The organism is Mesorhizobium sp. NBSH29, from assembly GCF_015500055.1.
Classification (GTDB): Bacteria; Pseudomonadota; Alphaproteobacteria; order Rhizobiales; family Rhizobiaceae; genus Neomesorhizobium.
Genome location: NZ_CP045492.1, coordinates 1591698 through 1614549, shown reverse-complemented (window position 1 = coordinate 1614549; position 22852 = coordinate 1591698). Strand labels below are relative to the sequence as shown.

Sequence of the window (22852 nt, the reverse complement as noted above, 5' to 3'; positions counted from 1 at the left end):
CGACGATCAAACCGAAGAAATTCTATTCTTCAATGAATGCCCTGTTGAATGAATCCAGTATGGGGCGTGCCAGATAGGCGAAGAAGGTTCGCTCGCCTGTGTTGATGAATGCCTCAACCGGCATTCCCGGGTATAGGCGGTCTTTCGTGACCGGTGGTGGCAACTGATCTGCGATCTCCACCCGGGCCTGATAGTAGGGCTCCTGAGTTACTTCATCGACCAAACGATCTGCAGATACCAGCGCGACTTCTCCTGATATTTCGGGAGTGAGGCGCATATTAAGGGCGGACAAGCGCAACCTCGCCGACTGTCCCACTTTAACACTGTCCACATCTTGCGGCCGCAACCGTGCGTCAATAATCAGTTTCCGGGTTGTAGGCAGGAGTTCGATCACCTTTTCCGCTGGAGCGATGACGCTGCCAACCGAATTGTAGAGCGACGTAACCACAATTCCATCGACAGGCGCACGGACTACGGTTCTCTGAAGTATGTCATGTGCCGCAAACATCTGCTCTTCAACGTCAACCAGTGACGCACGTATCTCATTCAGCCGTGAGACGGCATCCTCCACCCTCTTAGTCGCAAGACGCGCGAGCTGCTCGACCGCTTCCAGTCGCTGGGTGTCGCTAGACGCAATCTCGGAGGCGGTGATGCCCTTCTGGCCGATGAGATCGGCCTGGTTGCGGAGCATCTGCGTGTACTCGAAACGATTGGTGAGACCCTTTTCGACAAGGGATTTCTTGCGCGCCAGTTCGTCGGCGACGATGGCGAGCTGTTCTTCAACCGAGACTTGTTGTGCATCGAGCCCTCTCCGGGCTTCCTCAAGCGTCGTGACACGCAGATTGAGGATCGCCCGTTCCGCTTGATAACGCTCGAGACGCGCGAAAAACTCCTTCCGCTGATCCTCCAGAATCGCCCCATCGATCTCGAACGCAAAAGGTGACGCGGGTATCTGCGGAAGCGTGTCCAGCGCGTCGCGCTCCGCCACCAGCCGGGCGATCATTGCCTGGAAGGAAACCCATTTCTGCAGGAGGCGGTTGAGCTGCGTCTTGGCCTGGGTCGGATCGAGAACGAGCATGCTCTGCCCCGAGGAAACTCGGCTCCCCTCCGTCACATGGATCTCTGCGACAATGCCCCCTTCAAGATGCTGTACCTGAACATTTCTGCCGGCAGCGGCGATGATCCCCGGCGCGAGGGCAGCGCCCGACAATGGCACTGTTGCCGCCCAATAGCCAAAGCCCGCGACAAAGCCGATGATGGCGAGATATCCGGCCAAACGCGGGCGCTTCGCACTGCTGGACACCATGTCCTGCCAATGGGTGTCGGTCGCACTCACAACGCGCCCCCGCTTCCCGGCGTGCGCAACTGGGTTCGGTACTGGCCGGTGATGCCGTTTGCGAGATTGATGGTGGCAAGGGAGGTCGCCTGCGCAGCCTTGTCCGGCGCATTGCGGTGCGCCGCCAGATTGCGCAGAACCTCCTCGCTCGGACCAAGCGCTTCGATCGTCCCTGCGCGCAGCAGCATCACCCGATCGCATTTGGCGGCGATCGGCATTCGGTGCGTAACAATCACCACCGTGGTTCCGCCCTGTCTTGCCTCTTCCAACGCTGTTGCGAGCGCTGCCTCGCCATCATTGTCCAGATTAGCATTGGGCTCGTCGAGAACCAGCAACTGCGGCGAACCATAGAAGGCGCGTGCCAAACCGATGCGCTGTCGCTCCCCGCCCGACAGCGTCGCACCGGACGGATCGATTTGCGTCTGATAGCCCTCCCGTTGAGACAGGATCAATGCGTGAGCATGGGCGCGCTGGGCCGCAGTGATGATGCCCGCATCATCGGGAGCGACCGCGAACCGGCTGATGTTTTCTGCAATGGTCCCGGGAAAGAGCTGAACATCCTGCGCAAGATAGCCGATATGGCGCCCCAGTTGCTCGGCATCCCAGGTCCGGATATCGGCATCGTCAATCCGGACAGATCCATGCGTTGGCAAAGCCGCTCCAACGAGCAGCCGCGCCAGGCTGCTCTTGCCGGCCCGGCTTGGACCGATCAAAGCGACGGATTCGCCCGACTTGATGGAGAAGTTGAGCCGTTTCAGGATCGCGTCGCTGCCTGGCTGGGCGGCCTGTGCGCTGTAGACGAGATTGTGAACCGAGATGGCGCCTTGCGGCATCGGCAATTGCGTTCTGGCTGCCGGCTCCTGTCCCGCCGGCGCGACCAATTGCCTGATTCTGCGCCAGGCGTGGCGGGCATCGCTGGTTTGCTGCCATCCCCCTATCAGTTGATCGAGCGGCTGCAGCGCCCGTCCGGAGATGATGGACGAAGCGAAGATCATTCCGGCCGTCATCTCGCCTCGCAGGACCAGAAGCGCGCCCACGCCAAGAATTGCCAGTTGCAGAAGCATGCGAACGACCCGCGATACTCCTCCAAATGCCGCGTTGATTGATGCAGAACGGGCCTGAACCCTAAGGCCATAGGCAAACCTCCTGCCCCAGTGTTCCACCGTGTTCGAGCGCATTCCCAGCGCTCGCACACTGTCAGCGTTGCGGGCGAAGGCCTGCGCGAGTGCATTTGCTGCGGAGGACAATGCCATCCATTCGCGACCCGATTTTGCGGTGGCAACTTGATTGGCCACCATGATGAGGATGAGAACGCCGGCCCCCGCTAGGGTCACCCAGAAGAGCAGAGGATGGACAAAAAACAACAGAACCACGAATAGCGGGGCAAAAGGCAGGTCGAAGAGCGTGGTCAGCCCTCTCGAACCGATGAATCCGCGAACCGTGGCGAGATCCCGAAGCGGTTGAATGTCGCCGCCTGAAGCACGTTCGCTGCCAAGCAAAGCTAGGAAGACACCTTCGCCGAGCGCACAATCGATGCTTGCAGCGACGCGCAGCGCATAGAGCGAGCGAATGATCTCCATCAAACCGAGAAAGCAAAGAGATCCGACGGCAATCAGTGAAAGATAAACGAGTGTTTCCAGGCTCGCCGAGGGCAGCACACGATCATACACTTGAAGTAGGTAGAGCGGCATGGTGAGCAGCAGCAGGTTGAGCACGAACGAAAACACGCCAATGTCAACGACTGCCCGGTGCATCATGCTGCGCAAACTGCTCCCCCCTGCCCATTGCCCACCAGTTCACTGACTGAATCTTCAACGCCACCGGTTCGACCTGGTAAAATGGGCATCGTCCACATCCCGCACCCGAACAAGCCTTCCGCCATCGTCCGCGAGCCCAATCTCGCAGGTGCAAGAGGCGGAACAGCGCAGCCCCGAACGGTCGCTAGGAGGACAAGCTGCCCATTCCAGTCCGACTTTGACAGCCGCTAGTCGAATCTCCCCGACATACTTGGAATGAACGAATCCGATACTCAGGTTATTGTCAGCTATGCTTCCCTTGGTCAAGCAAAATTCGTTCCGGAAATTCAGGTTCACAACATCTTAATGTGTTTAATTTCTACATGAAATCAATCACGATCTCTCCTAGGTAGGACCGGCTCACTATGGCGAAAATTGCGTTCATTGGCACCGGCTTTGTCGCCGATTACTACATGACGACGTTGGCCAACCATCCAGAACTCGATCTGGTTGGCGCTTGGGATCAGGACGGGAGCCGGCTGCGGAAATTCTGCGACTTCTACAGTGTGCGCGAACGCGGCAGCCTTGAGGAGGTGCTGTCTGACAATGTGGACATCATCGTCAACCTGACCACACCGGAAAGCCATTTTCCGATCAATCGGCGCGCTCTGGAGGCGGGAAAGCACGTCTATTGCGAGAAGCCATTGGCCATGACGGTCGAGGATGCCGAGACGCTGGTTTCGCTCGCAGAGGAAAAGGGCCTTTCCGTCTGCGGAGCACCGGCAAACGCGCTCAGCGACGCCTTCCATCTGGCCCGTGAGCAGATGGAGATGGGGCGCATCGGGCGGCCCCGGCTGGTCTATGCGGAAATGGAAGACGGCCCAGTCTTCCGGGCCAACTGGTCCGAGTGGCACAGCCGGTCGGGGGCGCCTTGGCCAGGTCTTCACGAATTCGAAGTCGGTTGCAGCCTAGAGCACGCGGGCTATGCCCTGAGCTGGCTCATTGGCCTGTTCGGTCCGGTCGAGCGGGTTTCGGCATTCTCAGCGCTGACATTTCCGGACAAGGGGCCCGGTACCGAGCATTTGCAGATGGCGCCGGACTTTTCGGTCGGCTGCCTCACCTTTCGCTCCGGCGTTGTGGCACGGCTGACCTGCGGGCTCGCGGCCCCGCGTGACCGCTCCATGACTATACTCGGTGAAACGGGAACCCTGGTGATACGGGACCTGTGGGATAACCGCTCACCTCTCAATCTCGCCGCCAATGACGAACGAACCTTGGCACAGAAGGTTGCGAGCAAGATCGAGAACCGACTCGGTCGCGCACTGCCATTTCGTCTGCACGGCGGAAAGCGGGTGGCTTATGCGCGCCAGACGCGCGCCGCAGCGCTCCCATCCTATCCTTCGCAAATCGATTTCGCGCGCGGCATAAAGGCTCAGGCGGAGGCCATCGCGACCGGCACGAAGCCTTTCTTTTCCGGGCGCACCGCGCTTCACCTGACGGAAGTAGCGCTCGCCCTCCATGCCGGGTTGCGCGATCATGAGGTCCGGAACACTTTCGACACCATGCCGTAACCGCTGGAGCGGCTTGCCTCAGGTGGCCTCACCTGACCGGCGAAGGAAGCGCACACAAAAAGCGGTAAACCGCGCAGCGTTTTGCTGAAACGATGAACCGGTCTAGGCGGCCGGTCCCTGGCTGCGGATGGTCTCAATGATCCGCAGCGTTTCAACGGTATCGGCCATCGGCATCAGCGGATGCTGTGTGTGGCCTTGCGCCAGCGCCTGCGTGGCCGCAGCGATCTCGAACTGAAGCCCATAGCCGGAAAAATCAAAAAGCTGGTGCCGCAAGCCGGGGACTGAGGGCGCCAGGCGGGAAAGCTTTGCCATGGCCCGTCTGGCGGTAGGTCCACCGGGCATGCGGGCAAGTCCGCGGCCGGCCATTGCCAACGTCTTCGTGACCTGGCGGGCCGCGATGAACGGGGCTTGGAGGACCAGGCTGCCATGCGTGCCTTCGATCACGAACAGGTTCGCGCCCTCATAGTCTAGCGCACAATGGAGGCGCGCCTGCGCCGTGCCGAAGGTCATTTCGATGTCGGCCGCCATATCGACGCCGCTGGGCGCGGCGCGCCATCGCCCATTCACCGTTTCGGCTCGGCCCATTAGCGCCAGTGACAGGGAGATGAGGTACACACCCAGATCGAGCAAGGCGCCCCCGCCCTGGGCTGCATCGAAAAAACGGTTTCCGGGATCATAGAGGTGCCGAAACGCCAGTTCGCCGTCGATCCGCCGGACCTTGCCTATGGCCCCTGATCGAAGCGCTTCCCGGACAAAGTCCATGGCGGGCAGGAACCGCGTCCACATGCCCTCCATGAGGAAAAGCTTCTGCTCGGTGGCGAAGCTGGCCAGTTGCTCTGCCTCGGTGCGGCTCATGGCCAAGGGCTTTTCCACGACAACCCCTTTTCCCGCCGACAGCGCGGCCAATGCTGTGGAAAAATGGGTATCATTGGGCGTTGCGATATAGACCGCATCGACTTCTGGCGCGCGCAGCATGGCATCGAGGTCGGCATGGGCTCGAGCATCGAAAGCGGCACCGAAAGCGGCCGCCTTGTCAAAGGAGCGCGAGGTCACTGCGGCCAGATGCGCTCCCGCGACAGAGCGCAGATCTTCGGTAAAATGTCTTGCGATCATTCCGGTTCCGACAAGGCCCCAGCCCACGGAGCGGGCTTGGGCCTGCGCGGAACGGAACGTGCCGGCAAGCGCTAGGCCCGAACGGGAAGTCTCATCAGCAGTCGATTTTTTCACAGCGTGGTCAGACCGTCATGGCTAGGGTGTTTCGTCAGACCAGCATATCATAGTCGATCAGGGCTGCCAGCACACCCGAATAGGCGGCATTATAATCCGTCGCAACCTCGGTGAAGATGTGATCGGTCCGATCATCGCTCCAGTTGCCGTTGACGTCGGGTCCTCCCACCAGTGCGCCATGGAGAACATGCTCGTTCTGCATCGCGCTTTCATATTCAGCCCATCCATCCATACCGGATGCTGCGCGGTGGTGGGGATTGAGCGGGTAATCGGCACCGAACCCCACCAGATAGCTCTGGCCATTGGGATTGTCACCCAGCGTATAGTCGATCTGGTCTGCCGCGAATGCGAACAGTTCTTTCACCTGTGCGTCACCGGGCACGGCGCCATTCGCCATCAGGGTTTGCGCGTGCTGAACGGCCAAGAAGGCCGTATTGGCCGCATAGCGGTTGCTTCCCCAGTCCCCATCCCAGATCAGGCCATCATTGGTTGACGTACCGGGCGTGTGCTGGAGGTTCTGCGCCCAGTCCAGATGCTCGGCAATATCGAGGAAGTAGGTCGCATTGCCGGCCTGCTCCGCCAGCAGTACCGCTGTGCCCATCCACTTGTTCTCCCAGGAGGAGAACGCATCCGTCTGCCCCCAGTACAATGACTCGGCTTTTGAAAGATAGGATGCGTCTCCCGTGGCCTTGTGGAGCCAGGAAGCCGCCCATGCGAGTTCGTCATTATACCCGCTGTAAGACCGGTAGAACTCACCGATATTGGGTACAGAATCATTGTAGGATCCCTGATAGGTTTCGGAAAAGGCAAACAGCTTTTCCGCTTGGCCAAGAAGCAGGTCCGCATAGGCGATGTTTCCGGCCTCGCGCATCACCATGGAGATAGCCGCCATGGCCGCCGCGGTCTCGGCGGTGACCTCTGTGCCAGGGTTGAGCGCGGTGACAGCATAGCTGGGGCGCGCCATCGTCATATCTTCAGGGGAGCCCCAATAGGCATGATCGGCATAGGGGTCCCCCACCTGGGCATAGAACACATCATCAGCAAGGGTTGCGGTGCCCTTATCATCATAAGCACGCAGGAAATAGTCGCTCACCCATTCCAGGTGGTTGATAATGTCAGCGCTTGCACCGGCCTGTTGATAGGCAGAACCGTTGTCGAGAGCCCCCCAAGCGAGAACGGTTGCAGACCAGGCCATGGGCAGACCGAACTTAACGTGGTCACCGGCGTCGTACCACCCGCCGGTCAGGTCGCGGCCGACATCCTGCCCGTCAGTGAGCCCGGAATCTCCACGCCAGGAAATTGGGTGGTCCGTTGGAAGATCGCCAGAATACTGCGCGTAATAAAACTTCATCGACAGGTTGAGCGCCTGGCCATAATCGGCGGCATCGAAAGGCGACAGTTCAGGATTAGTCCCTCCGCCGCCATAGGTATCGACGAGCTCCTGAATTGAATACCATTTGGCTTCTCCGTTAAACCAGGTGCCTTCGATGCCATACAGCTTATCCGTACCGGTTGTAGCGCCGGCGATGATGACAGAACCATCCGCACCCACGGATATGTCATAATCCCAGGGAGAGCCATCATAGTCCACCTGATCGTACCCGCCCCGGCCGTAATAGACATCGTCACCACCCCAGCCGCGGAAATGGTTTTCATTGTCATTGCCTTCAAAGCGGTCGTCGCCGGAAGTTCCGTCGTTCATGAGTTGCGTTGTGCTGGCGTAAACCACATTGACGTCGGGGTTGCTCCCGTAGGTCGCCACCAGATCCGAAATGGAGTACCATTTAGCTTCTCCGCTGAACCAGGCGCCCTCGATTCCGTACAGCGTATCCGTGCCCGTTGCAGCGCTGGCGACAACGACTGATCCATCGGTATTTTCGAAGATCTGGTAATCTGCGGCCGCGCCGTCGTAATTCACCTGATCGTACCCGCCCTTACCGTAATAGACATCATCACCGCCCCAGCCACGGAAGTGGTTATCATTGTCATTGCCTTCAAAGCGATCATCGCCTGAAGTACCATCATTCATGAGATATGTGTCGCTGGCGAAAATGACGTTGATGTGCTCACTGATGGCGTAATTCTTCACCGCGTCAGCAACGGAGATCCATTGCTGGTTCCCAAGAAACAGAAGCCCTTCAATGTCGTGCAGCGTGTCGGTCCCAAAGACAGCATGCTCGAAGGTCACGGAGCCGTCGCCATGCTCCTTGATCACATAGTCGGTGATGACACCATCGAAATGGACCTGATCTATATACCCGCCCCCGAAATAGGCGTCATTGCCGCGGCCGCCGTAAAAAACGTCCTCACCGCCATCGCCCTGAAGACGGTCGTCTCCATCGCTCCCGGCCACCCAGTCCTCGCCCTCGGTTGCCGTAACGAAATTATCCCATTGATAATTGTAGTGCGCCACCAAGTAGGCGTTGACGTTGAAATGCTCCGTCGACTGCCCAGGGGGCGAGAACAAAATCCATTCAACATTGCTGACGATGTTCCACTTGCCTGGTCCGCCGATCATAATCGTGTTGCCCTCCACGAAGATATCGTGATCAGCACGCAACCCTTCGACAACGAGGCGGTCGGTGCCATGGCCACCGTCAATTGTGTTGGCCCCCCAGCTTGCATAAATCAGATCATCGCCATCCCCGCCATATATGATATCGTCTTGATCTCCGCCGTAGATGATATCGTTGCCACGATATCCATAGATCGTATCTTTCTGGTTTGTTCCGTATAAGGTCTCGCCCTCGTCAGTACCGTAGACATATACATCTGACACAACCGCAATCCTTCTATTGAAGCCCGCCACCGCAGAGTTCACGATGTCCAGTGAATTCCATCCGGATAAGCACTTCCATTCGATGTTATAACAAACCGCCAATCGGCTCCGGTTCAAACCATGTATCACTCAGCGCAAAAGACAGGTTTTCTAGAATATTTCCCGGCATTATACCGGCAATAGGTTCAGAGCGGATGTATTGGTCATCTGCCGACAGAACTCCGTTGCTTATACCTCCAGAGGGTACAGAGCCATATATCCCGGATAGATCTAATAGTATGGCGAGCATGTCACCCTCGGGGTCGGCCGCAGGCTCTGACCGGCTGCCATCTGACGTTTGAGCAGCGCTGCCGCCACTCATATTATCGCTGAAACGGCTCCCTTGCGCCGGGCTTGTGTTAAAGCCGCTCGCCTGTTGCATATTTTCAGGTGCCAGCGCGTCGAGCGCGTACCACCGCTCTTCGTCATAGAACCAGACACCATCGATGTTGCGCAGCGTGTCGGTGCCATAGACATCGTGGCTCACCGTGACGCTACCGTCGGGTTCACGGCTGAAGAGATAATCGGCAGCCGCTCCGTCATAGTCCACCTGATTGTAGCTGCCGCCCTGCCCGTCCAGAAGATCGTCTCCGAGATAGCCGTAAAGCGTGTCATTGCCGTCACCGCCAAGAATGGTATCGCCGCCGCTGGTGCCGGACAGGAAATCGTCGCCCGCACTACCCGTGACAGTGTCGCCAGGACCGCTGGAGCCGAACAAGTCCTCGATCGCGTACCATTGCCCGGCCCCTCGGAACCAGACGGCGTCAATCTCCGTCAGCGTATCTGTACCCCAAGCAGCACTGGTGACCGTCACCGTGTCATTGTCGTTGCGCACGAACGTATAGTCAGTCGGACCGCCGTCGTAATCGACCTGATTATAGGCGCCACCCTGCCCCTGCATGACATCATCGCCAGCGCCGCCATAAAGTGTGTCGTTTCCAGCGCTGCCGAGGATACGGTCATCCACGCTGGTACCCTCGATATAGTCGTCACCCGCTGTGCCGGTGATCTGGTTGTAGGTGCTGGCAAGCAGCGCCTCCACATTGATGCTGGTTTTGGCCTCACCTTCCGGTGAATCGAACACGATCCATTCCGCATGGGTGATGAGGTTCCATATGCCGGGGCCACCCACCTGCACCGTTAGACCGTTGACAGAAACGGAGTAATCGCTTTCACGCCCATCGATGATGACAGTATCTACACCTGCGCCGGCGTTGATCTCATTGGCGCCCCAACCGGGGGAGATGACATCGTCTCCCTCGCCGCCGAAGATGCGGTCATCCTCGTCGAAGCCAAAGATCCGGTCCACGCCCTCATAACCAAAAATGACGTCCTTGCCGTTCGTGCCATTGAGCGTATCGTCGCCGACGGTGCCATGAACCGGATTATAGATCGGCGTCGAGCCGCTGCCCGGCAGACCGCCATTGCCGGCATTCGTGTCGCCATTGGCCAGCAGGACAGTGGTGCCCTCGACGGTGAAATAGACCTGCTCGACATTGATGGCCGTGGTGGTCTGCCATCCCGTGACCGCGCTCGCCGTGAGGAAGCGACCATCGCCGGTGATGATGAAATCGCTGGCTGAACCGCTCAGCACTAGCGTGTCGAGCCCGGTGCCGCCATCAACGCGGTTGATATTGGCACCGGCATTGATCCGGTCGGCGCCATGATTGCCGTAAATGTCGTCGTCGCCATCGCCGCCGTTCAACTCGTCGTCGCCGCGTCCGCCATAGATGCGGTCGTCGCCCGTGCCGCCATCAACCGTATCGTCGCCATCGCCGGCAAACAGACTATCGTCATAGGCCGACCCGATGACCTTATCGTCGCCGTCATGGGTGAGAATGATGTAGCCATTGGCCAACCCGACGCCATTCGTTCCCCAGCCGGAAACATCGATGCCATCGGTCGAGACGCGGCTGATGACTCGGTATTGCGACGAGGCGAAATCGACGCCGCCTGCAATCGCCTCGAACAGGGCGACAACGGGCTTTTCCGAAATCACCCCGCTGGCGGAAGACCGCTCATAAAGACCAAAGGACCCTTCCGCGATCGAAGACGACCCGTCATTGCCGGAGGTCTGGTCGAACCCGTTATAGGAATCGTTCTCTTCCTTGTAGCGAATATCCAGAACGCTGTGGGCAATGATGCCTTTGAGATTGTCATTGCCCCAGCTGTCGAGAACGCCAAAGGCCTCGGCATACCAGTTCGCCTGGTCGATGCGGCCCGCTTCCCCGGCGTTTCGATACCCTAGATAGGAAGGCACGCCAAATTCGGTCAGCCAGAGATCGGCCTCCGAGAAACCGTGCTTATTGAGCAGGGCCTGCCCTTGGTAAAGAGCGCCCTGGAAACTGTGATAATGGTCCCATTGCTCCGCCCCCGCCCCTTCAGCGCCGATCCATTCGGTAGGACGCGAAGAGGACGGATCTCGATAATGGTAATCGTAGGTCGTATAGGGGTGGATCGAGAATCCATCCACGCTGCCGCCAAGGCTCGACAAGGTCGAGAGCATTCTGTCCATATAAGCGTAGTCATTATGGGCGACGCCGGCGGCTATCAGAGTTATCGACTGTCCGAGACTGGCTTCCACCTGTGAAACGGCGTTGCTGGCGCTGCTCAGCATTCTTGCATAAGCCTCCGCATTATCGAGACCGACCACGTAGAAGCGTGAGGAAGAAGGGTCACCTTCTCCACCATGATAGACGCCGTCATTCTGGAACGAGAGATTGGGCTCATTGCCCACTTCCCATGCAGCGATGGTGCTGGCGTACTGACCGTACTGGGTGTGGACAGCCTCCACCAGCGCGCCGAAGCGGCGGCTCATCTCTTCGAGGTCGGCAGTCGTTTCCGGCGCCTGGGATAGAGGGGCGCTGGCCGGCAGGAGATCGGGCGGTGTCTGACCCGGCTCCAGGATGACCTTCAATCCAAGAGCTGCGGCCTGCTGCAGAACTGCGCCGATCGAATCGACACTCCACTGCGGCGGGCCCGATGGCCCGACGACAGACAGGTCAAACGGCACACGAATGATGGTGGAGCCGCCTTCGGCAGCCAACTGAAAGAGCGCTTGGTTGGTGATGCCCTCATGAGCCGGCGACCCCGAACTCCAGCTATTGTTGATCGCATGCATGCCAACGGACAGGTTGTTGATCGACATCGCCCCCCAAAAAAACCGACGTGAACAATACTGTTTGATAAGCATTACAGCTTTATGTCGCAAATACAACCAGTACACGAAGCAATCCCACCTCTTGGCATTGGCCTTGCTTCAAGGATTGTGTGCAATGATTTGTCGGGTGAACGAGGAACTCATGTCCCGCAACGAAACAGATGCCAATGCTTTGGCGGGCAACATGTCCCAAAACGCTCCAGCCCGCATTCTTGTTACGGGCGGTGCCGGGTTCATCGGCTCACATCTGGTGGACGCCGTGCTTTCCTGGTTTCCATCCACACAAGTCACAGTGTTGGACGCACTCACCTATGCGGCGAATCCGGGCAATCTGCGCGAGGCCCGCGCAAGCGGGCGGATGCGGCTCGTTCACGGATCGGTGGAGGACCGCGAGACGCTCCAGCCTCTGATTCACCCAGACATGCTGATCTTGCACCTGGCCGCGGAGACCCATGTGCCGCGCTCCTTCGCCGATCCTGCCCTGTTCGACCGGGTGAACCGGGGCGGCACGCGCATCTTACTGGAGGCGGCCATCGCCGGGAAGGCGCAGCGTGTTGTCCATTTCAGCACCGACGAAGTCTATGGCAGCCGGCTGTTTCCCGCCGACGAAACCGCCCCCCTCGCTCCCACCAGCCCCTATGCCAGATCAAAGGCGGAGGCTGAATGTGAAGTCGAGGCAGCAAGGGCGCGCGGGCTCGACTTGACCGTTCTGCGCCCCAGCAATGTCGTGGGGCCGCGCCAACATCGCGAGAAGCTGGTGCCGCGCTTCATCGTGCTCGCCAAGGCCGGAAAACCTTTCCCTCTGGAGGGCGACGGCCGCCAGCAGCGAACCTTCCTTGCCGTCTCGGATCTTGCCAGAGCGGTCAAGGTGATCCTGGACAGGGGTCCGAAGAACGCGACCTACAATGTGGCCGGCTCCCAGACCCTCAGCGTCATGGAGGTGGCCTGCCTCATTGCCGCGGTGCTGGACCGCCGCTGCCAGTTCGTTCACGTCGGCGACCGGCCAAACAATGACCGCGCCTACATGCTTGATGGCACGCGCCTGGCTGCGCTCGGTTTCCAGCCCGGCAAGCAACTGCATGAGGCGGTGCAGGAGATCGTCGCGGGCGAGTTGACAGGGCATTCGCCACGCCCGCTCCTGCCCCTGGACGCATCCCTCCCGGCTTGGTCCTCACCGCGCCCTGAGGCGGTGATGCGCGACGGCACACGGGCGGAAGCATGGAGACGACCATGATGAAACCGGCAGGGCCGACCCCTGTCCCTTTCCACACGCCACACCGTGCCCCGGGACAGGCCGATTACGTGATGCAGGCGCTGAGACATGGCCATCTGCGCCCGGGCGGTCCCTTCTCGCGCAAGACGGAAGCATGGCTGGCCGCCTACACCGGAGCCGAAAGCGTCGTGCTCACACATTCTTGCACCGCGGCGATGGAGATCGCGGCCCTAGCGCTCGGTCTGGGCGCGGGCGATGAAGTGATCGTGCCAACTTTCACATTCTGCGCGACAGCGACTGCATTCGAGCGGACGGGAGCGCGCATCGTCTTCTGCGACATTGACCCGGCGACTATGATGATGGACCCCGATGACCTCGAACGGCGTATATCCGACCGGACGAAGGTGATTGTAGTGACCCACTACGGCGGCGCCTCCGCGAACATGGAGGCAATTGGCGTGATCGCGGACAAGCGGAGCATCCACATCGTCGAAGATGCAGCGCAGGGTTTCGGATCAACGCGCAATGGGTGTGCACTTGGCACCTTCGGCACTTTCGGGGCGTTCTCCTTTCATGAAACCAAGGTGGTTTCATGCGGCCAAGGAGGAGCATTGATCGTCAACACCGATGACCCGGCTCTGCTGGAGCGCGTCTCCAGCATCGTGGAGCGCGGAACCGACCACGCGCGAGTCAAATTGGGCGTGAAGAGCTTCTACGAGTGGACGGGGCCAGGCTCCAGCTTCTTGCTGGGAGAACTGGAAGCCGCGATCTTGCTGGCCGAATTCGAGGCCTTACAGGAAAATCTCGCCAGCAGGACCCATATTGCATCCATGATGATCCACGGCCTCGAGGAAGCGGCCTTGCCGCTCGCCGTCATAGGCGCCGACGGGCAGACGAAATCCAATTTCCACTTTATCCCGGTGCTGGCTGAGAGCACGGTCACTGCAACGCATTTGAAGCTTCATCTGAAGCGCAACGGCATAGACAGCCGTCAGCACTACGTTCCATTGCATCTGTCTCCCCGCGCACGGGAGATGAATTACGGCCCTGCGAAACTGCCCGCAGCGGAACAGGCATGGGGCCGCCTTCTGCGACTGCCGGTTCACACAGGGATGAGAGACGAAGACATCACAGCGTTCCTCGCCAGTTTGGAGGCATGGCGGATTACCGGTTGCTCCAAGCAGGGCATTGGTGAAGATGCCGCGCAGAGAAGATCGATCAGATCCGCGTGATCAATGAATTATGACAGAATTGGTTGCGGGGCCTGCGATCAGGTGATGTCACGGTAACGCCTTTTGAGGAGCGGCTGCGATAGACGCACTTGCATGAACACCTCGCCAATCAGCTACAAGCGCCATCGCTTCCCGCCCCAGATCATCGCCCACGCGGTCTGGCTCTACTTTCGGTTTCCTCTGGGCCTGCGGCTTGTTGAGGAATTACTGCTGGAGCGCGGCATTGCCGTCTCCTATGAAACGATCCGCCGCTGGGGAAAGAAGTTCGGCCCGGATTATGCGCGTCGCCTTCGCCGCAAGAAGCCTAGCGGGAACGATGTGTGGCATCTGGACGATGTGGTCATCACCATTGCCGGCAGGAAACATTGGCTTTGGCGGGCCGTCGATCAGGACGGGTATGTGCTTGACGAAATCGTCCAGAACCGCCGCAACACCAAGGCTTCCAGACGATTGCTGACCCGCCTTCTGAAGAAGCAGGGTATCGCACCGAAGCGGATGATCACGGACAAATTGCGCTCCTATGGAGCAGCCCGGCGACACGTCATGCCGCACGTAGAACACCGATCCCACAAGGGTCTGAACAACCGGGCCGAGAATTCTCATGTGCCGCTGCGAAAACGGGAGCGGATGATGCAAGGCTTCCGATCACCGGGAGGCCTTCAGCGCTTCGTGTCTGTCTTCTCCGTCGTTCGTAACCACTTCGTCCCACCCCATTCACAACGCTCCGCATTCCAAAACCGCGTTCACCGCATCCAGGCGATCGCAGAGTGGAAAGCTGCGGCCGGAGCCATGGCCTGAGATAAATCCCAAGGCAGAAAGCCTCCCCTGCATCCGAATTCAAGTTAACGTGACATCGCCCCAATGAGCGCTCGATAACATCAGGGTGAAACTTGCGCCGGTTCAGGATGGAACTCGCACTAGCGGAAGCCATGTGAGCAAAGCGGTACACGGAGCCGATGGTGGTGCGGGTGCGGCGGCACCATGAGTTCATTCAACACCCACTCGTTTTTCCATAACGTAGCGTCGGCGCAACCCATATCGCGAAGGTGCTGCACATAGTCATCTGCGACACCACCAAACGTGTTACGCTCTGCGGACTCTCCTGAGTCTTACGTTCACGCTCGACGGTGATAGGATCGATCTTCGCGGCAACGTGCTTTTTCAGCTCATCACGACGGGATCGCGCATCGGCCAGGCTAACGTTAGGATAAGTACCGAGTGACATTGTCTTGCGGGTTCCTGACACGGTGTAATCGAAACGCCACCACTTCGCACCGTTCGGCCTGATGATCACATAGAGACCGCCGCCATCCGTCTTCCGGTATGGTCTGTCATGCCCCTTGGCCTTCGAAGTATTAAGTCTGAAATCGCCATTTCGCGCTCCCAATGCAGTAACTTTTTCATGGATGCAGCCGTTACTGTAAAAGTTACTGCATAAATGCGTGGACTGTGTGGTATTGGGCAGGATCGAACAATACACGTTTCGCGTGACAATAACCCTGAAAGCATCACGATAAAAGAGATCCTTGGACGACCTGGTTTCAACTGAGACGTGCTGATAGCAGATAATGGTGCCGCTTAGGTGACTCGAACACCTGACCCCGTCATTACGAATGACGTGCTCTACCAACTGAGCTAAAGCGGCATTGCGGGTGCAGCCGTGGCTGCGCCGACCAATGTGCGGGCCTGATAGCTTCATTGCGGGAGAAATTCAAGCCGGCACGGGCGATTACACTGAGATGTGTTAAGAACCGCGCGTGCCCGTGCATCTTGGCTGCGCGCTGCTCGTCCATCTTTACTCCATACTCGCCTTATGTTTGAGTGAATACAACGCGGGCGACGGAGCGAGTGCAGTGCGGCCACTACTTTCGAACAGAACAATTGGGCTCATCGCTCTGGCGCTGTCGCTCATCGCAGCCCCTGCCCTGTCCGCCGAAAGCCTCACCATTTTCGCTGCCGCCAGTCTTAAAAACGCGCTTGATGATGTGAATGCTGTCTGTGCGCCTGCCGCAGGCGGCAGGGCTGCTATTTCTTATGCGGGCAGTTCCGCGCTTGCGCGGCAGATAGAGGCTGGCGCGCCAGCGGATATATTTATCTCGGCTGATCTTGATTGGATGGATTATCTGGCCGGAAAGCAGATGGTGCTGGGCAAGACGCGGACCAATCTGCTCGGCAATGCGCTGGTGTTGATTGCGCCGGGTGACACTAAGCTTCACGATGTAGCGCCTGCGGCGGGGCTGGATCTTGCCGCCATGCTGGGTACGGGCCGCTTGGCTATGGCGGATGTGAAGGCTGTGCCCGCGGGCAGATATGGCAAGGCGGCGTTAGAGAGCCTTGGGGCCTGGAGCGCCGTTGAGGGCAGGCTTGCGCAGACTGAAAATGTGCGTGCGGCCCTCAAACTTGTTGCCACGGGCGAGGCCGCGCTCGGCATTGTCTACCGCACGGATGCGCAGGCGGAACCGGGCGTGAAAACGCTCGGGCGCTTTCCAGAGGGCGCCCATCCGCCGATCATCTACCCGGCAGCGCAGATTGCCGGTTCAATGAATGAGAATGCCATGGCCTTCATGGAATGCATGCGTTCCGACCAGGCCAAAGTGCTGTTTGAAGCGCAAGGGTTCAGCGTTCTTGCCCCCATATTTGCGCAGTAGATCATGAACTGGTTGGCTGAAATCTCACCTGAAGAATGGGGTGCCGTCAGGCTTTCGGTCAAGGTGGCGCTGGTGGCCATGCTGGCCAGTCTGCCGCTGGCACTTGCCATCGCCCATGTGCTGGCGCGCACTGATTTCTGGGGCAAGACGCTGGTCAATGCGCTGGTGCATCTGCCGCTGGTCATGCCGCCTGTCGTCACCGGCTATCTGCTGCTTTTATGGTTCGGGCGGCGCGGGCCGGCTGGCGCATTTCTGGCGGAACATTTCGGCATCGTGTTTTCATTTCGCTGGACGGGGGCAGCCCTTGCCTGCGCGGTGATGGGGTTTCCGCTGATGGTGCGTGCCATGCGGCTTTCTATCGAGGCGGTTGATCGCCGGCTGGAAGATGCGGCAGCAACATTGGGGGCCAACCGTGCGTTGGTGTTTTGCACTGTCACGCTGCCGCTCATCCTGCCCGGCATTATCGCCGGCATGGTGCTTTCCTTTGCCAAGGCGATGGGGGAATTCGGCGCGACGATAACTTTTGTCTCCAACATTCCCGGCGAAACACAAACCCTGCCTTCGGCCATCTACACGCTGACACAGGTGCCGGGCGGAGATGCGGGCGCGCTGCGCCTCACGCTGGTGTCGATCGTCATCTCGGTCGCTGCGCTCATTCTATCCGAATGGCTGGCCCGCCGCGCCAACCCGCGGAGCACGTCATGACGCTTGAGATTGATGTGCGCCTGCGCCGCGGCAGTTTCACGCTGGAAGCCCGATTTGAAACGCAGGGCAGGCTGATCGCCTTTTTCGGGCCGTCCGGTTCTGGCAAGACCAGTCTGGTCAATCTCGTGGCCGGGCTGGAAAGACCAGAGAGCGGGCGCATTGTTGCCGATGGTCATGTGCTGGTAGACACCAGAACCGGGCGCTATCTACCCGTCCACAAGCGGCGCATTGGCTATGTGTTTCAGGATGCACGGCTGTTCCCCCATCTCAGCGTCAGCCAGAACCTGCTGTATGGACGCTTTTTCGCGCCCGTCCGCGAGCGCTATGCGGGCTTTGACAGTGTGGTGGCCATGCTGGGGCTGGAGAAGCTTTTGGCGCGGCGGCCAGACCTGCTTTCAGGCGGCGAAAAGCAGCGTGTTGGCATAGCGCGCGCTTTGCTCGCCAGCCCACGGCTGATACTCATGGACGAGCCACTTGCCGCGCTGGATGAGGCGCGCAAGGCAGAAATCCTGCCCTATATTGAGCGGTTGCGCGATGAAACGAAAATCCCGATCATCTATGTCAGCCATTCGCTGGCAGAGGTGGCGCGGCTGGCCAGTGACATGGTGGTGCTTGCAGATGGACGCGTGCGCGCCGTCGGGTCCACTGGCGCCATCATGCAAAGGCTCGATCTCCTGCCTGCGCAAGAACGCGGCGAGGCCGGTGCCCTTCTGGAATTGCACGTGGAAAGCCATGAGCCGAGCTACGGCCTGACACTGTTGCGCAGCGGTGAAACAATCTGGCGTCTGCCCGCCATTGCCGCACCCAAGGGTGCGCGGGTGACAGTGCGCGTGCGAGCCCGCGATGTGATGATTGCCACGCGCCGGCCTGAGGGGTTAAGCGCCATGAATGTGGTCGCGGGCACCATCAGAGAAATCGCGCATGAAGGGGCAGAGGCACGCATCAGCCTGGATTGCGAAGGCACCGTTCTTCTGGCCCGCATCACGCGGTTTTCCGCAGAAGCGCTTGGGCTGCAACAAGGCCAACCTGTCTATGCCGTCGTCAAGGCGGTCACCTTCGACCAGGCAAACACAAATCTGACAGGAACCCCATAATGCCCCGGATTGCAAAACACAGCCTGCGGGTGGACCTCATTCCAGGAGGGCGCATCGGCCCCGGCAAGATCAATTTGCTGGAGCAGATCGAAGCTTGCGGCTCCATCTCTGCTGGCGCCCGCGCCATCGGCATGTCCTACAAGCGCGCCTGGGATCTGGTGGAAGAAACCGGCAAGATTCTGGGCAAACCCGTATTGGTCGCAAAAACCGGCGGCAAAAGCGGCGGCGGTGCGGCACTCACACCAGTGGGCCGCGCTCTGGTCACACATTACCGTGCCATAGAGGCTGCAACCACGCCCATCGTGGAAGCCGGTTTCGCGCAATTGGAAAAAGAAATCGAAGCAGCTTCTTAGAGACAAAAGGCCCCCGATTTTTCAGGATGGCCGATTGCCTCACGCTGCTTGCGCGTGGCACCCGCTGGCATTTTGTCCTCCACGCCCTACCCTGCGCATGATGGCGGGCGCGGGCGCGACTGCAAACGGATGGAGAGCAAAAGCCGCCCGGTCAGGCGGCTTTCTTGGCGGCGATGCGGGCGCGGATGCTTTCGACATTTGCCCGCGGCGTCGCGGCGAAAAGGGTCTTGGTGTAATCATGCTGGGGATTGGAAAACACGGCTTCGCGCGTGCCATATTCCACCGCCTCACCATAATACATCACCATCACCTCATCGGCGATGTAACGCACCACGGAAAGATCATGGCTGATGAACACATAGGTGAGCTGGAACTCGTCCTGAAGGTCGGCAAGCAGGTTCAGCACTTGTGCCTGAACCGAAAGATCGAGCGCTGACACGGGCTCATCCAGAACGAGCAGGCTGGGGTTCAGCATCAGCGCGCGCGCAATGGCGATGCGCTGGCGCTGGCCGCCCGAAAACATGTGCGGATAGCGGTTGTAGTGCTTTTCTTCCAGGCCGACCTTTTTGAGCATGGCCATGGCGCGGTCACGTCGCTCGGCAGACTTTACCCCGGTGTTGATCTTCAACGGTTCGCCCAGAACATCGCCGATTTTCTGGCGCGGGTTCAGCGAACCATAGGGGTTCTGGAACACGATCTGTACCTTGCGGCGCATCTCGGCAGTGAGTGTCTGCTTGGCAATATCGACCTTTTCGCCCTCAATAAACAAATCGCCATTGGTGGCCGGGTCGATCAGGGTGATGATGCGCGCCAGAGTGGACTTGCCGCAGCCGGATTCGCCCACAATGGCTAGCGTCTTGCCCTTTTCTACCTTGAAGTTCACATCCTTGACGGCATGAACGGTGCGCGATTTGGTAAACAATCCGCCTGCCATGTGGTAGTCGCGCACAAGGTTTTTGCCTTCGACGATAATCTCGCTCATCGCGCATTCTCCTCTTCCATGAAGCCCGCAATGGTGGGCAGCCGGTCGCCGGTGGCATTGTCAGGAAGTGCTGAAAGAAGCGCGCGCGTATAGGCGTTCTGCGGGTTCTCGAACAGCGACAGAACGTCGGCCTCTTCCATCTTGCGCCCCTTGTACTGGACAATGACGCGATCTGCTGTTTCAGCCACAACGCCCATATTATGGGTGATCATGATCAGGCCCATGCCGGTCTTGACCTGCAAATCCATCAACAGATCGAGGATCTGCTTCTGGATGGTCACGTCGAGCGCGGTTGTCGGTTCGTCGGCAATGAGCAGCTTGGGGTCGCAGGCAATCGCGATGGCGATCATCACGCGCTGGCACTGGCCGCCCGACATCTGGTGCGGGTAACTGCCAAGCCTTTCAGCAGGTTCTGGAATGCCGACCTGCTCCATCAGCTCGATGGCGCGTTTGCGACGTTCCGCCTTGTTCATCCCCATATGGGCGCCAAGCACTTCCTCGATCTGGAAGCCGACTGTGAAGCACGGATTGAGGCTGGCCATCGGCTCCTGGAAGATCATGGCCATATCCTTGCCGATGATCTTGCGGCGCTCAGCCAGATCGAGCTTCTGCAGGTCGATCCCGTTGAATTCCATCTTGTCAGCAGTGACGGTGGCCGTCCAGGGCAACAGCCCCATGACGGCCAGCATCGACACGGATTTGCCCGAGCCGCTTTCGCCGACGATGGCCAGCACTTCGCGCTTTTCGACCGACAGCGAGACGCCATCAACCGCCCGGAAGGGACCGCTTGCCGTCTCAAACTCGACGACGAGGTTTTCGATTTCAAGCAGCGCCATGGTCACGACCTCTTCAGCTTGGGATCAAGCGCATCGCGCAGGCCGTCGCCCATCAGATTGATGGCGAGAACGGTGATCAGGATGGCCAGACCGGGGAAGGTGACAACCCACCAGGCACGCAAAATGAACTCGCGGGCTTCCGCCAGCATGGTGCCCCATTCCGGTGTCGGCGGCTGTGCGCCCATGCCAAGGAAGCCGAGTGCTGCGGCATCCAGAATGGCATTGGAAAATGACAGCGTTGCCTGCACGATCAGCGGTGCCATGCAGTTCGGCAAAATCGTGCGGAACATCAAGCGCAGATGCCCGGCGCCCGAAACGCGCGCCGCCGTTACATAGTCGCGGTTCTTCTCAGCCATCACCGCCGCGCGCGTCAGGCGCACGAAGTGAGGTTGCAGCACCAGCGCAATGGCGATCATCGCATTGGTGAGGCCGGGTCCAAGCACCGCGACCAGCACCAGCGCCAGAAGCAGTGACGGAAACGCCAGGATGACGTCCATGATGCGCATGATGATGGTGTCGATCCAGCCACCGGCATAGCCGGCGATCACGCCCACGAATATCCCGCCCAAGAGCGCAATGGTCGTGACGAAGACACCGATAAAGAGTGAGAAGCGCGCACCGTAGATAAGGCGCGAAAGCACGTCGCGGCCAATCGGGTCAGTACCCAGAATATGCGAAAAGCTGCCCCCTTCCTGCCAGAACGGTGGCAGGAGGTTGGAGCCATCAATGCGCTGGGCGGAACCGTAGGGGGCAATGTAGGGCGCCAGAATCGCGATGATGACGAGCGCCAGGAAAACCCATAGCCCGAGAACCGCACCGCGGTTTTCGGCGAAATAATACCAGAATTCGGCAAACATCTCGCGACGCGTGGTGCCGGGTTCGGTTCCGGTGGCGGGGGAAGTGGTCGTAGCTGTCATGACCCTGTCCTTCAGTGCCGGATACGTGGATTGATGAGACCATAGAGAAGGTCGACCATGAGGTTCACCACCATGATGATGGCCGCGATCAAAAGCAGGCCACTTTGGATGACGGGATAGTCGCGGCGCGATACTGAATCCACCATCCACTTGCCGATGCCGGGCCAGGAGAAGATGGTTTCGGTGAGAATGGCGCCCGCCAGCAGGACGCCAACCTGCAGCCCGATCGTGGTGATAACCGGGATCAGGGCATTACGCAGCGCATGGACGCCGACGACGCGGAAGGGCGAAAGGCCTTTGGCGCGCGCGGTGCGGACATAATCCTCGCCGAGCACCTCAAGCATTGCCGAGCGTGTCTGGCGCGCAATGACGGCGAGTGGGATGGTGGACAGAACCACAGAGGGCAAAATGAGATGGCTGACTGCGGATTTGAACGCGCCCGCCTGTCCCGACAGAAGCGAATCGACCAGCATGAAACCGGTAACGGGTGGAAAATAATACAGATAGGAGATGCGACCCGAGACAGGCGTCCACTGCAAGATGCCTGAGAACAGGATAATGAGCAGAAGGCCCCACCAGAAGATCGGCATGGAATAGCCGACGAGGGCAGTGCCCATGATCGACTGGTCCCAGAATGACCCGCGCTTGATAGCCGCGAAGATGCCGGCGGGAATGCCCAGAACGACCGCCAGCACAATCGCGCAGAACGAAAGCTCGAGAGTGGCCGGGAAAAGAGCGCCAAACTGTTCGATGATCGGCTGCTTGGTGACCAGCGAATTGCCGAAATCACCGGTCAAAACTCCGCCAATATAATCGAAATATTGAACCACAAGAGGCCGGTCGTATCCGAGCTGCGCGGAAATCTGCGCATGACGCTCTGGCGACATAACCCGTTCGCCGGACATCAGCTCGACCGGGTCGCCTGGCAACATCCGAATGAATGAAAATGCAACTATCGAAACCCCGATAAATGTCGGGATGAGGACGGCCAGCCGTCCCAGGAAAAAGCGCAACATTGGTGAAC

At 59.2% G+C, this 22852-nt stretch carries 18 protein-coding genes and 1 tRNA gene; 8 read left to right on the top strand and 11 right to left on the bottom strand.

What is annotated here, in order from left to right:
• Nucleotides 1-22 precede the first annotated feature (22 nt).
• Complete coding sequence (locus GA830_RS08045; protein ID WP_258045605.1) at nt 23-1336, bottom strand: HlyD family type I secretion periplasmic adaptor subunit; 1314 nt, start codon at nt 1334-1336, stop codon at nt 23-25.
• Entirely contained in the window at nt 1333-3093 is a 1761-nt protein-coding gene (locus GA830_RS08040; protein ID WP_195164520.1) for a type I secretion system permease/ATPase, read from the bottom strand. The genes GA830_RS08045 and GA830_RS08040 overlap by 4 nt, the downstream gene beginning before the upstream one ends.
• Before the next feature lie 404 nt (nt 3094-3497).
• On the opposite strand from GA830_RS08040, the gene GA830_RS08035 reads away from it, so the two are divergent.
• Nucleotides 3498-4643 carry a Gfo/Idh/MocA family protein gene (locus tag GA830_RS08035; RefSeq protein WP_195164519.1) on the top strand — a complete coding sequence of 382 codons (1146 nt, stop codon included), beginning with the start codon at nt 3498-3500 and terminating at the stop codon, nt 4641-4643.
• A 102-nt stretch (nt 4644-4745) separates the two neighbouring features.
• Here the strand turns inward: GA830_RS08035 and GA830_RS08030 are convergent, their stop codons facing one another.
• From GA830_RS08030 to GA830_RS08020, 3 genes are all read right to left on the bottom strand, one after another.
• Nucleotides 4746-5783, bottom strand: a complete 1038-nt coding sequence (locus tag GA830_RS08030; protein WP_258045660.1) for a Gfo/Idh/MocA family protein — start codon at nt 5781-5783, stop codon at nt 4746-4748.
• 121 nt (nt 5784-5904) lie between these two features.
• Nucleotides 5905-8649, bottom strand: a complete 2745-nt coding sequence (locus GA830_RS08025; protein WP_195164517.1) for a glycoside hydrolase family 9 protein — start codon at nt 8647-8649, stop codon at nt 5905-5907.
• An 85-nt stretch (nt 8650-8734) separates the two neighbouring features.
• On the bottom strand, nt 8735-11836 hold the full coding sequence (locus GA830_RS08020) for a calcium-binding protein (protein WP_195164516.1): 3102 nt from the start codon (nt 11834-11836) through the stop codon (nt 8735-8737).
• Between GA830_RS08020 and GA830_RS08015 the strand changes: the two genes are divergently transcribed.
• The 3 genes from GA830_RS08015 to GA830_RS08005 all read left to right on the top strand — a co-directional run bounded on the left by GA830_RS08015 (nt 11826) and on the right by GA830_RS08005 (nt 15091).
• Nucleotides 11826-13082 carry an NAD-dependent epimerase/dehydratase family protein gene (locus GA830_RS08015; protein ID WP_195164515.1) on the top strand — a complete coding sequence of 419 codons (1257 nt, stop codon included), beginning with the start codon at nt 11826-11828 and terminating at the stop codon, nt 13080-13082. The two genes, GA830_RS08020 and GA830_RS08015, sit on opposite strands and share 11 nt — an antisense overlap.
• On the top strand, nt 13079-14293 hold the full coding sequence (locus GA830_RS08010) for an aminotransferase class V-fold PLP-dependent enzyme (RefSeq protein ID WP_195164514.1): 1215 nt from the start codon (nt 13079-13081) through the stop codon (nt 14291-14293). Before GA830_RS08015 ends, GA830_RS08010 begins: the two co-directional genes overlap by 4 nt.
• A 93-nt stretch (nt 14294-14386) precedes the next feature.
• On the top strand, nt 14387-15091 hold the full coding sequence (locus tag GA830_RS08005) for an IS6 family transposase (protein ID WP_195164513.1): 705 nt from the start codon (nt 14387-14389) through the stop codon (nt 15089-15091).
• A gap of 193 nt (nt 15092-15284) precedes the next feature.
• Here GA830_RS08005 and GA830_RS20375 read toward each other — a convergent pair whose 3' ends face one another.
• Both GA830_RS20375 and GA830_RS07995 read right to left on the bottom strand, forming a co-directional pair.
• Nucleotides 15285-15773 carry an Arm DNA-binding domain-containing protein gene (locus tag GA830_RS20375; RefSeq protein WP_195164512.1) on the bottom strand — a complete coding sequence of 163 codons (489 nt, stop codon included), beginning with the start codon at nt 15771-15773 and terminating at the stop codon, nt 15285-15287.
• Nucleotides 15774-15862: 89 nt separating this feature from the next.
• Nucleotides 15863-15938, bottom strand: a tRNA-Thr gene (locus GA830_RS07995).
• A 208-nt stretch (nt 15939-16146) separates the two neighbouring features.
• On the opposite strand from GA830_RS07995, the gene modA reads away from it, so the two are divergent.
• Genes modA through GA830_RS07975 form a run of 4 tightly spaced genes read left to right on the top strand, consistent with a single transcriptional unit; the run spans nt 16147 to nt 19093 of the window.
• Nucleotides 16147-16941, top strand: a complete 795-nt coding sequence (gene modA / locus GA830_RS07990; RefSeq protein WP_195164511.1) for a molybdate ABC transporter substrate-binding protein — start codon at nt 16147-16149, stop codon at nt 16939-16941.
• A gap of 3 nt (nt 16942-16944) precedes the next feature.
• A complete protein-coding gene (gene modB, locus GA830_RS07985) occupies nt 16945-17646 on the top strand; it encodes a molybdate ABC transporter permease subunit (protein WP_195164510.1) in 702 nt (233 codons plus the stop codon).
• Nucleotides 17643-18740, top strand: coding sequence for a molybdenum ABC transporter ATP-binding protein (gene modC / locus GA830_RS07980; RefSeq protein ID WP_195164509.1), 1098 nt, complete (start codon nt 17643-17645; stop codon nt 18738-18740). Before modB ends, modC begins: the two co-directional genes overlap by 4 nt.
• Complete coding sequence (locus tag GA830_RS07975; protein WP_195164508.1) at nt 18740-19093, top strand: winged helix-turn-helix domain-containing protein; 354 nt, start codon at nt 18740-18742, stop codon at nt 19091-19093. The genes modC and GA830_RS07975 overlap by 1 nt, the downstream gene beginning before the upstream one ends.
• A gap of 151 nt (nt 19094-19244) precedes the next feature.
• Here GA830_RS07975 and GA830_RS07970 read toward each other — a convergent pair whose 3' ends face one another.
• From GA830_RS07970 to GA830_RS07955, 4 genes are read right to left on the bottom strand one after another with little or no spacing between them, the layout of a single operon-like run.
• Nucleotides 19245-20075 (bottom strand): dipeptide ABC transporter ATP-binding protein, encoded by an 831-nt coding sequence (locus GA830_RS07970; RefSeq protein ID WP_195164507.1) that lies wholly within the window; start codon nt 20073-20075, stop codon nt 19245-19247.
• Nucleotides 20072-20911, bottom strand: a complete 840-nt coding sequence (locus GA830_RS07965) for an ABC transporter ATP-binding protein (RefSeq protein WP_195164506.1) — start codon at nt 20909-20911, stop codon at nt 20072-20074. The genes GA830_RS07970 and GA830_RS07965 overlap by 4 nt, the downstream gene beginning before the upstream one ends.
• A gap of 2 nt (nt 20912-20913) precedes the next feature.
• Nucleotides 20914-21828 carry an ABC transporter permease subunit gene (locus GA830_RS07960; protein ID WP_195164505.1) on the bottom strand — a complete coding sequence of 305 codons (915 nt, stop codon included), beginning with the start codon at nt 21826-21828 and terminating at the stop codon, nt 20914-20916.
• Nucleotides 21829-21839: 11 nt separating this feature from the next.
• Nucleotides 21840-22844, bottom strand: a complete 1005-nt coding sequence (locus GA830_RS07955; protein WP_195164504.1) for an ABC transporter permease subunit — start codon at nt 22842-22844, stop codon at nt 21840-21842.
• Nucleotides 22845-22852 lie beyond the last annotated feature (8 nt).